Source organism: Lapidilactobacillus gannanensis, assembly GCF_003946675.1.
GTDB lineage: Bacteria > Bacillota > Bacilli > Lactobacillales > Lactobacillaceae > Lapidilactobacillus > Lapidilactobacillus gannanensis.
Genome location: NZ_RHOT01000057.1, coordinates 1 through 9,063, shown reverse-complemented (window position 1 = coordinate 9,063; position 9,063 = coordinate 1). Strand labels below are relative to the sequence as shown.

Here is a 9,063-nt window from a genome sequence, read left to right as displayed (position 1 = left end):
TTTAAGGGGCTTTTTGCGTGTGGCAAGCCCTTCTAGGGCTAATAAAAAGCCACCCGCTATGCGGGTGGATGATTACTAAGCGGAACCGGTTACCTTTTGAGAACACGTTCCGCAAAGAAAATTTGTATTATTTTTGGAGAATAGACTTATGTCTCAGATTATTTTTATTATCTAAAAAATGTATTGTAAATATTTTATAATATAAAAGTAAATAAATTAGCTTTTAGGCTAGGCTTTGTAACTCAAATGTAATATTATTGCAATGTAAGCGGAACCAGCAACCAATTTTAAAATAATTTAAGTAGGTGCTTGGTTTAATCATCGTCAGAAGGGAGCTTTTAAAATGTTACGACAGTCAGGGTAATTTATTCCTAAGTTATTTTACTTATTATTTGATCACATTATTCAGAGCAAAAGAACTTATTCAATGGTTGATAATGAGGAGTAGTAAAATGCGAAAAATTACACGTTATTGCGCGTTAGTATTAGCAGTTTTGGGATTAAGCACCAATTTAGTAGGGTGTTCAAATAACAGCCATCATTCAGTAGCAATTAAAACTGCACAAGTTAAAAAATCCCACTCGCAAAAAAATTTGATCAAAGATGTGCGGAAAAAGCAGATCAAAGCAGACACAGATACTGAGAAAATTACTAAAAAAGGCCAAGAGGATTTAGCCAGTTCGCAAGTAACTCACGGGACTACTAATCCAGTCGCAGTTGTTAGTAGCCAACTGCCAAAAGCAACTTCAACTGCTCAGCGTGCGACTAGCCAGTCAAAAGTTAATACTGATAAGTTGCCGCAGACTGATGATGTGGTTGCTGAGCAATTTCGCCAGGCTTTAGTTAAACAACTACCCAATAAGTATAGTTTAACTGAGTTAGAGAAAGTACCTGATGCGGTTATTAAAACCGCGATTAATCAAAACGGTCGCGATGATCTGGATGCCATTGGCGAAGCACTTGCTAAACAATATCCAAGGGTTCTGATTGTTTATGGCCTGTATGCGACACCGCAGGAATTTCGTCTGGGAATCATTAATGAAATGCCTGGGGTATATCTGTTAAACGAGCTGGAAAAAGTACCAGATAGTGTCGTTTGGTCAGCAGTTCAAACTGCTGGGTATATGGGCGGCGATTTGGGCACGATTGCCAATCTCATTGAGCAGCAATACCCACAGATTTTAGTGACGAGTCAATCATATTTGGTTGCTGAATATGATCGTCAAGTGATTTATGATGAAATTCCCGGATATTATTCTTGGACGGAATTAACCAAAATTGCGGATGACGTCATTGTTAAAGCAGTTTGTGCCACAGCTAAAATAGGTGGCGACCCTGGTCTCACTGGCCGAATATTAGCTGAACATTACCCAAGCATTATTTTAAAAAATGATAATCATGCTTTGGCAGAACGCTATCGTCAAATAATTATTGAAGTAAATGGTCAGACTAATTATTCAGTTGCAGAATTGGCCAAAGTGCCAGATAGTGCGGTAATTGATGCAACTTATCGGTCAATGAACATTGGTAGTGATGCTGGTTATACGTTGCGATTATTAGTACAGCAGTATCCAAATATCCAAATTAATCATTCAGTAGCATAAACAAAAATAAAAAATATCGTTGTTCTTATCTGTTAGATTTTCAAAATTAAGTTCGGTTGATCCAGAAGCCAACTGGACGATGGAGGCTAAAAAACAGAAAAAATAACAAAAATCACTGCAGACGTAACCTAGCTGCGGTGATTTTTATTTATTAACTATTTTATTTTTAAGCAAACAATTCAGTTATTGTTTGATAATCGGCATCGCTTAAAGCAACAGTCAATGCCTTGGCGTTGCTAGCGACTTGGGCGATTTTTTTCGCACCGGGGATGACAACGGCAATATCAGGGTTTTTGATATACCAAGCCAAAACTAATTGGGCAACGGTAACTTGATATTTCTCTGCTAGTGGCTTTAATTGGTCGACGGTCGCAATAATATCTTGGAAACGTTGGCCCTGAAAGTCAGGGTTATCATGGCGAATATCATTTTCTGGGAAAGTCATTTCTTGTTCATACTTGCCAGTGAGTAGGCCAGATGCCAGTGGGAAGAAAGGAACGAAGCTGATCTGGCGTTCGCGCAAATAAGCAAAACGTTCTGTGGCTATTTCTTGATGAAGCAGGCTGTATTGTTCTTCATCAACATCAACATAACCGTCTTGATTGGCTTCTTTTAATTGGGCTAGTGAGAAGTTGGAAACACCAATAGCGCGAATTTTGCCAGCCTCTTTTAATTTTTGCAAAGCGGCAACTGCTTCATTTTTAGGTGTTTGATCATCAGGAAAATGAATATAAAAGATATCCAAATAATCTGTTTGCAGCCGCTTGAGACTGTCTTCAACGGCTTGCGTTAAAAAGGCCGGGGAATTATCAATTGTCATACTACCATCAGCTTGTAGGTGTTGCGCCGCTTTTGTGGCAATAATAATTTTGCTGCGGTCATAGCCCTTAATAGCCTGACCAATTAACTTTTCTGATTCGCCTAGGCCATAAGCAAAGGCGGTGTCGAGAACGGTAATCCCAGCATCGAGCGCTGTTTGGACGATTTTAACGCCAGTCGCATCATTTAAATCTGGAAATAAATTATGGCCACCAACAGCGTTAGTACCTAAACCAAGTGGACTTGCCTGAACTTTACTTTTACCAATTTGAATTGTTGTCATGTAGAAGAACCTCCTTGAGAATAGCGAATTGCGAGCAGTTTGATTACTGTGAACAACTCACCTTAACAGTTTATTTAGTTTGTAAATTAAATGGAGCTTACTTTTAGTATACCCGGTCATAAGAAAAGTTGCAGGAATTAAGCTTGTCTCGCAAAGATAGGAAAAAGTGCTAAGCAGGAATGGCTGCGTTGGTTCTGGTAGAACGCGATATTTTACAGTATATAAAGTGCCATGATTAATTTGATCAGTGGTGAATTCAGCACGCACGAAAATTATTTTCATTTTTAATAGTTAAAATTGCGTTATAATGAAATAAAAATCAAACGATAATCAATCTGAAAGGTGGGCATTTATGTTAGCAGTTGGTTTAATGTCGGGAACGTCTTTAGATGGCACCGATGCGGCCTTAGTGGAAATTACTGGCGTTGGTCCGACGACAAAAGTGAAATTACGACGCTTTGCCAGCTATCCTTTTGCCAGTGGTCTGAAAACTAAAATCAAAGCAGCCTTGGCTGTGGAAACATCTGATGTGGAACAGATTTGTAGCCTTAACTTTGAATTAGGTGCAATTTTTGGAGCAGCCGTGGTTAAAATTTGTGCTGAGGCCAAGATAGCACCACAAGAATTAACTTTTGTAGCTTCTCATGGGCAGACGGTTTATCACTTACCGCGACCAGATCGACCTGGTTTAGTTCCGTCAACTTTACAAATTGGTGATCCAGCGCTGATTGCTGAGCGGGCGCAAACGGCAGTAATTTCCAATTTTCGTGAGGCTGATATGGCTGTGGGTGGTCAAGGCGCACCGATTGTGCCATATTCGGAATATATTCTTTATCGTTCGCCTGAGCAGACACGAATTTTACAGAATATTGGTGGTATTGGAAATGCCACGGTGATTCCTGCCGCCGGTGAACTAAGTGATGTGGTAGCGTTTGACACCGGTCCGGGCAATATGATCATTGACGAGTTGTGTCGGCGTTTTTATCATGAGGAGTATGACCGTGATGGTGCGCATGGCGCTGCTGGTCAAGTTAATCAAACTGTTTTGCAAAAGTTATTGCAACATCCATATTTTGCGCGTCCGTTTCCTAAAACATCTGGTCGTGAGGACTTTGGTAGTGAATATGTTGATCAAATCATGCAGCAATTTGATTTAGGCGCTGATGATTGGGTGGCGACAGCAACAGCGTTAACTGCGCAATCAATCGCACAAGCAGTCAAACAATTTGCGACCGCGCAAACGGAATTGATCATTGGCGGCGGTGGTAGTTACAATCCCACACTAGTTAAAATGATTCAGGCGGCGCTTCCAAAAGTGAAAGTTGGCATTCAGGAAGATTATGGCTATTCATCGGATGCCAAAGAAGCCATTGCCATGGTAGTGTTGGGTAATCAAACCTGGCATCATCAACCAAGCAACGTGCCCAGTGCTACTGGCGCTAAACGACCAGTCATTCTAGGTCGAATAACTTACTTTTAGATCAAATGTAATCCATTAACTTTATAAGACATCAGACTAGTTGAATAACCTAGTGTTGCCATGATGACAACTGGGCGATTTAACTAGTCTTTTTGATGTGGCATATGTTGGGCTGATTTTATTGTCTAAGCAATTTTAGTAACGTAAATCAGCCAGCTAAGTTTTGATCGCCTTTCAGCTTGAATAAATGCGGTTTGCCATAATAATAGCCTTGACGAATCGCAATATCGAAACGATCAGCTAATTGATCCTCAGCGTCGTTTTCGACGCCTTCAAGAATTAGCCGCAATTGGTATTGATCCGCGACCTGTGTCCAGATTCGTAGCTGATCTTCGATTTCAGCATCGCGCTTTTCTTCACGGAAATTCTGCATCGCTAATTTGATTTCGGTAACTTCTGTCAGTAATGGCTTGATATGATCGAGTGTGTTAACACCAGTAGCCACATCATCAAGGCTAATTTCAATGCCGTGTTGATCACAGATTTCAATTTGCTGCCGTAATTGGTCAATTGTCACGTGGTCATTAGGTTCTTCAGTGACTTCAACAGTCAGGATAATCGGATAAATCTGTTGCTGGGCGGCAATCAAAGCTTCATTGATATGCGCATTAACAAATTGGGTCCGATTTAAGTTAAACGAGACTGATTCAACCTTCAATGAGAGCTCAATTGCGGCTCGTTTCAATAGTTCTGTTTGAATTTCAATTGGAATTGAGGCAAAGTCTTTTGGCAATTGCCAACGCCCATCTTGCCATTTACGAATCAGCATTTCATAACCGAAGACCGAATTTGTAAATTTATTGAATTGTGGCTGAATAAAATAACGATACATGAAGTGCTCCCCCCCAGTATAAAACTTAAGTTCTAGCTAATATTTCCTTTTTATCATGTGGCATCTATCTATATCTTGGTGGCCGCGTTAAGCAGCTAGAGGATATGTTTTATTCTTCGCCTGCAACTTTAGCTGAACTTGGGGCTACTGTGCGAACGCATCACAACGTTTTAAAAATCGATACTAAGACTAAAACTTTACAAGCGTTGAATATCGAAAATGGTGCAGTTATTCAAGATCATTACGATAAATTAATTATGACGACTGGATCAACGGCCGCAGTACCACCAATGGCGGGGATTGATGAGTCCAAAGTGTTGTTATGTAAAAATTATCAGCAAGCTCAAGAAATCTACAAGAGTGCAAAAGACAATCATCGTATTGCGGTTGTGGGGGCTGGTTATTCAGGTACAGAAATCGCTGAGAGCTACGCAACTACTGACCATGAAGTGTTATTGCTAACTTCTGGTGATCAAATTCTACATCACTATATTGGCCCAGAAATTGCTGCATTGGCTGGCCGATTATTAAAGGATCATCACGTTGATTTACAGTTGAATCAGCGAGTGACTGAATTTACGAGTAATGACCAAGGAAATCTTGAAATCAAGACGCAATCTGGGCAAACATTCTCTGCTGACATTGCAATTGTTTGTACCGGTTTCGTACCAAGCACCTCCTTGTTGCAACGCCAAGTTAAGATGGATAAGCATGGCGCGATTTTGACTAACGACTATATGCAAACTTCTGATCCTGATATTTATGCTGCTGGTGATAGTTGTACTGTTCACTTTAATCCAACTGGTCGCTCTGCTTATACACCACTGGCAACGAACGCAATTCGTCAAGGTGTATTAGCTGGGGTCAATATTTTCGGAAACACCATGCCTTATTTAGGAACTCAGGCCACTTCAGCTATGGATTTATTTGGGTATAGTATTGCCTCAACCGGGCTAACCTTGGAATATGCACAATGGGGTGGCTTTAATGTTCAACAAGTGGTTCTTGACGATAATTGGCGGCCTGATTACATACCAACCACTGATAAAATTAAAATTGTGTTGCTCTATGACCGTGATAGTCGGCGGGTTTTGGGCGCACAGTTGTGCAGTAAACATGAGATTGCCCAATCTGCTAATACATTGTCAGTCGTGATTCAAAATAATAATACGATTGATGATTTGGCGTATGTGGACATGTTGTTCTCACCAAACTTCGATTCACCATTTAACTATCTGAATTTAGTCGCGCAAAAAGCAGTTGATCAAGAGCGTGAGGCCGGTTTTGATAATCCACGGTTCACTGCCTTGGGCAATCGCGAACCACGGCCATAATCCAAACTGGGTGTGGACGGAATAGCGGACACCTCCGCTGCGGCCGGCGGGTTGTGGAACGCGGCCGGGATTGATTTGAGCTTATTGCTTTGCAACAATCTCAAATACAACCCTTATCCTAAGCGCTAAAGCGCCAAGGATAATTTGGCGGCTGACAACCCGGCGGCCTCCACTGCGTTTTGAGCTAGGTCGGTCCACTTTAGATTTAATCGATCTTAAGGCAGGGCTGACAGAACCAGTTGTCGATTGCCCAGCAACCACCAGATAAAACTAACAGAATTGAGCACCACTGTAAGAAAACCAGATTGTAGTAACCAACAAAGCCTGTGTGACAATCTTTCAAGATGGAATTGAAAGATATCACACAGGCTATTTTTGTCCTAGTATTCTATTATTACTGCCAAGTGAACTAAATTGACCAGTCCCACTAGCACTGCCTTAAACACTCACAACAGTGAAGATCACTAACCTAACTCCAGACGGAATGGAGGGATCTTGTCGTCAGCCAATGGTTTTAATTTGCGCCCGAGCTTGCGAGTAGCAGCCAAATTTGTCTTGCCGCTTTAGCGGTTAGACAAAGGCTTGTATTGGAGACAATTTGGTTTGTAATTGGCTTCAATCAATGCCGGCAGCGTTCCACGACAAGCAGCCCGCAATGGAGTCAAAACCAATTCTGTTTTAACAGCTTCACTGGGTTTTGGCGCTTTTGAACTTGGATTTATAATTGGCTTCAATCAGTGTTGGCAGCGTTCCACGGGAATGGCGTCAGAACTAGTTCTGTTTTAAAATCTCACTAGATTTCAGTCAACCAGCCAATTATGATATGCTTGAATAAAATTATAGGTAAGGAGCGATTGTCATGTCAGCTATTGCGGTACAAGTTAACCATTATTTAACCTGGTCACCAGCCAAAATCAAAGCTTTTCGCCAAACACTTTTAACTTGGTACGATCAAAATGGTCGTGATTTACCTTGGCGGCGAAATCAGGAGCCGTATCATATTTTAATTAGTGAGATTATGTTGCAACAAACGCAAGTGCAAACAGTGATTCCTTATTATCACAACTTCCTCCAGCATTTCCCCACGGTTCAGGCTTTAGCGGCCGCACCAGAGGAGGAATTGTTGCAAGTTTGGTCAGGCTTGGGCTATTATTCGCGAGCGCGTCATTTACAACAAGCCGCTCAACAGATTGTTCAGGATTATGGTGGAGTTTGGCCGCAAACGGCCGCAGGTTTGGCCGATTTAAGTGGTGTCGGGCCTTATACCGCTGGGGCAATTGCTAGTATTTCTTTTAAGGAAGCAGTTCCGGCAGTCGATGGTAATGCTTTTCGTGTTTTTGCGCGGCTATTAGAAATTGATTTGGATATTGCTAAGCCGCAAACGCGGTCGATTTTTGCAGCAATCATCCAACAAATCATCGACCCTGATCGTCCTGGAGACTTTAACCAAGCAATTATGGATTTAGGCGCTAGTTATTTAACGGCTAAGAATTCCGATCCTGCCCATTCACCAGTCCGCGATTTTGATGCCAGTTGGCAAGCTGGCACTTATGAAGACTATCCTGTCAAAACAAAAAAGGCTAAGCCAGTAGTGCAGCAGTACTACGTTTTAGCATTACACACTCCTAGTGGCTGGCTATTGAGTCAGCGTTCTAGTCGAGAACTATTGGCGCGTTTGTGGTTATTCCCACTGTTGGCAGTAGCTAAGATTAACGATACTAAGCCAGCTGCTTCATCTGGCGTCACAGAACAACCAATTGTTTTGCCACCAGCTGCCTTTAAAAAAGCGTTAACCACAATCCAGCTGCAGAAAATCCAAGTCGAATTTCAAGAGCTAACTGGAATTGCTGTCGTCTGGCGAGATCCCACCCTAAAAATTGTTAAGCACGTTTTTACGCATCGTCAATGGCAGTTGAAAATTTTGACTGGTGAATTAACTACGACGCCGTCATTAGCATTATTTCCAGGCAAGTGGTTTACTGAAGCAGATTTGACTAACGGTGCGATTCCCACTGTTCAACGAAAAATAATGCAAGAATTATCGCAAAATAATTAAATAGTGACACTTTTTTTGTTTTTAATGTTGTCATGGCCTCGTATACTTAAAACATGGTTCTTTTAGGGGGGAGAAATAATGACAACAAGGAAAACAAGCGATTATCACTATCCACGGCAACGAATTAACGGGGTTTGGTTGATTATTGTAGGAATTGCGATGCTGACTTTAACAATGAAATTAATCAATGGCTTTCCTAATCCAGCCATTTTTGGTATTTTATATTCGTTAGGCATGTTTTAGCAACTAAATAAACATACGCGTCAAAAACTAAGTGTTGGTCCTGGTACTAAGGCGCAAAGTCACTGGGCTAATGGTGCTATTATCATCATGATGGCCCTGATGCTTTTGGTATTTCTTCCAAGCTGGCTACAAGGTGGCGTTGTTACTTATGCGATGATGCGCCGGATTTGGCTGGAAATTATGATTGTTATCGGGATTCACTTTTTCTTTTTTATTCCCGTTCATGGTAAATTAATGGGGATTTTAGGTGGCTTAACCATCATTAATTCACTATTAGGATTGCTGCTAGGCTGGCCGTTGGATTTAGTTTTCGTGATTGATGGTTTATTGAAACTGCCGGATTTAAAATTGAAGTGCAACACCTAAATGACTAGACCAAAAAGGCCATGAAGACCTATTCTTATAGTTACCA

Annotated in this window: 6 protein-coding genes and 1 pseudogene; 5 read left to right on the top strand and 2 right to left on the bottom strand. The window is 41.3% G+C overall.

Annotated features, from left to right (window positions below; genetic code table 11):
• The first annotated feature begins 452 nt into the window (after nt 1-452).
• A complete protein-coding gene (locus EKM81_RS10660; protein ID WP_125651508.1) occupies nt 453-1,604 on the top strand; it encodes a hypothetical protein in 1,152 nt (383 codons plus the stop codon).
• 166 nt (nt 1,605-1,770) lie between these two features.
• On the opposite strand, the gene EKM81_RS10655 is transcribed toward EKM81_RS10660, so the two are convergent.
• Nucleotides 1,771-2,706, bottom strand: a complete 936-nt coding sequence (locus EKM81_RS10655; protein ID WP_125651506.1) for an aldo/keto reductase — start codon at nt 2,704-2,706, stop codon at nt 1,771-1,773.
• A gap of 352 nt (nt 2,707-3,058) precedes the next feature.
• On the opposite strand from EKM81_RS10655, the gene anmK reads away from it, so the two are divergent.
• Nucleotides 3,059-4,186, top strand: a complete 1,128-nt coding sequence (gene anmK, locus EKM81_RS10650; protein ID WP_125651504.1) for an anhydro-N-acetylmuramic acid kinase AnmK — start codon at nt 3,059-3,061, stop codon at nt 4,184-4,186.
• Between the two features lie 148 nt (nt 4,187-4,334).
• Here anmK and EKM81_RS10645 read toward each other — a convergent pair whose 3' ends face one another.
• On the bottom strand, nt 4,335-5,018 hold the full coding sequence (locus EKM81_RS10645) for an EAL domain-containing protein (RefSeq protein WP_125651502.1): 684 nt from the start codon (nt 5,016-5,018) through the stop codon (nt 4,335-4,337).
• 104 nt (nt 5,019-5,122) lie between these two features.
• On the opposite strand from EKM81_RS10645, the gene EKM81_RS10640 reads away from it, so the two are divergent.
• The 3 genes and pseudogenes from EKM81_RS10640 to EKM81_RS11515 all read left to right on the top strand — a co-directional run bounded on the left by EKM81_RS10640 (nt 5,123) and on the right by EKM81_RS11515 (nt 9,017).
• Nucleotides 5,123-6,352 carry an FAD-dependent oxidoreductase gene (locus tag EKM81_RS10640; RefSeq protein ID WP_125651500.1) on the top strand — a complete coding sequence of 410 codons (1,230 nt, stop codon included), beginning with the start codon at nt 5,123-5,125 and terminating at the stop codon, nt 6,350-6,352.
• 859 nt (nt 6,353-7,211) lie between these two features.
• Nucleotides 7,212-8,408, top strand: coding sequence for an A/G-specific adenine glycosylase (gene mutY, locus EKM81_RS10635; protein ID WP_125651498.1), 1,197 nt, complete (start codon nt 7,212-7,214; stop codon nt 8,406-8,408).
• Nucleotides 8,409-8,486: 78 nt separating this feature from the next.
• Nucleotides 8,487-9,017: pseudogene (locus EKM81_RS11515) on the top strand (DUF6609 family protein).
• Nucleotides 9,018-9,063: the final 46 nt, after the last annotated feature.

What these genes read in the sequence shown, in the direction of transcription:
- EKM81_RS10660 (WP_125651508.1), top strand. Translation starts at nt 453, where the DNA reads ATGCGAAAAATTACACGTTATTGCGCGTTAGTATTAGCAGTTTTGGGA.
- EKM81_RS10655 (WP_125651506.1), bottom strand. Translation starts at nt 2,706, where the DNA reads ATGACAACAATTCAAATTGGTAAAAGTAAAGTTCAGGCAAGTCCACTT.
- anmK (WP_125651504.1), top strand. Translation starts at nt 3,059, where the DNA reads ATGTTAGCAGTTGGTTTAATGTCGGGAACGTCTTTAGATGGCACCGAT.
- EKM81_RS10645 (WP_125651502.1), bottom strand. Translation starts at nt 5,018, where the DNA reads ATGTATCGTTATTTTATTCAGCCACAATTCAATAAATTTACAAATTCG.
- EKM81_RS10640 (WP_125651500.1), top strand. Translation starts at nt 5,123, where the DNA reads ATGTTTTATTCTTCGCCTGCAACTTTAGCTGAACTTGGGGCTACTGTG.
- mutY (WP_125651498.1), top strand. Translation starts at nt 7,212, where the DNA reads ATGTCAGCTATTGCGGTACAAGTTAACCATTATTTAACCTGGTCACCA.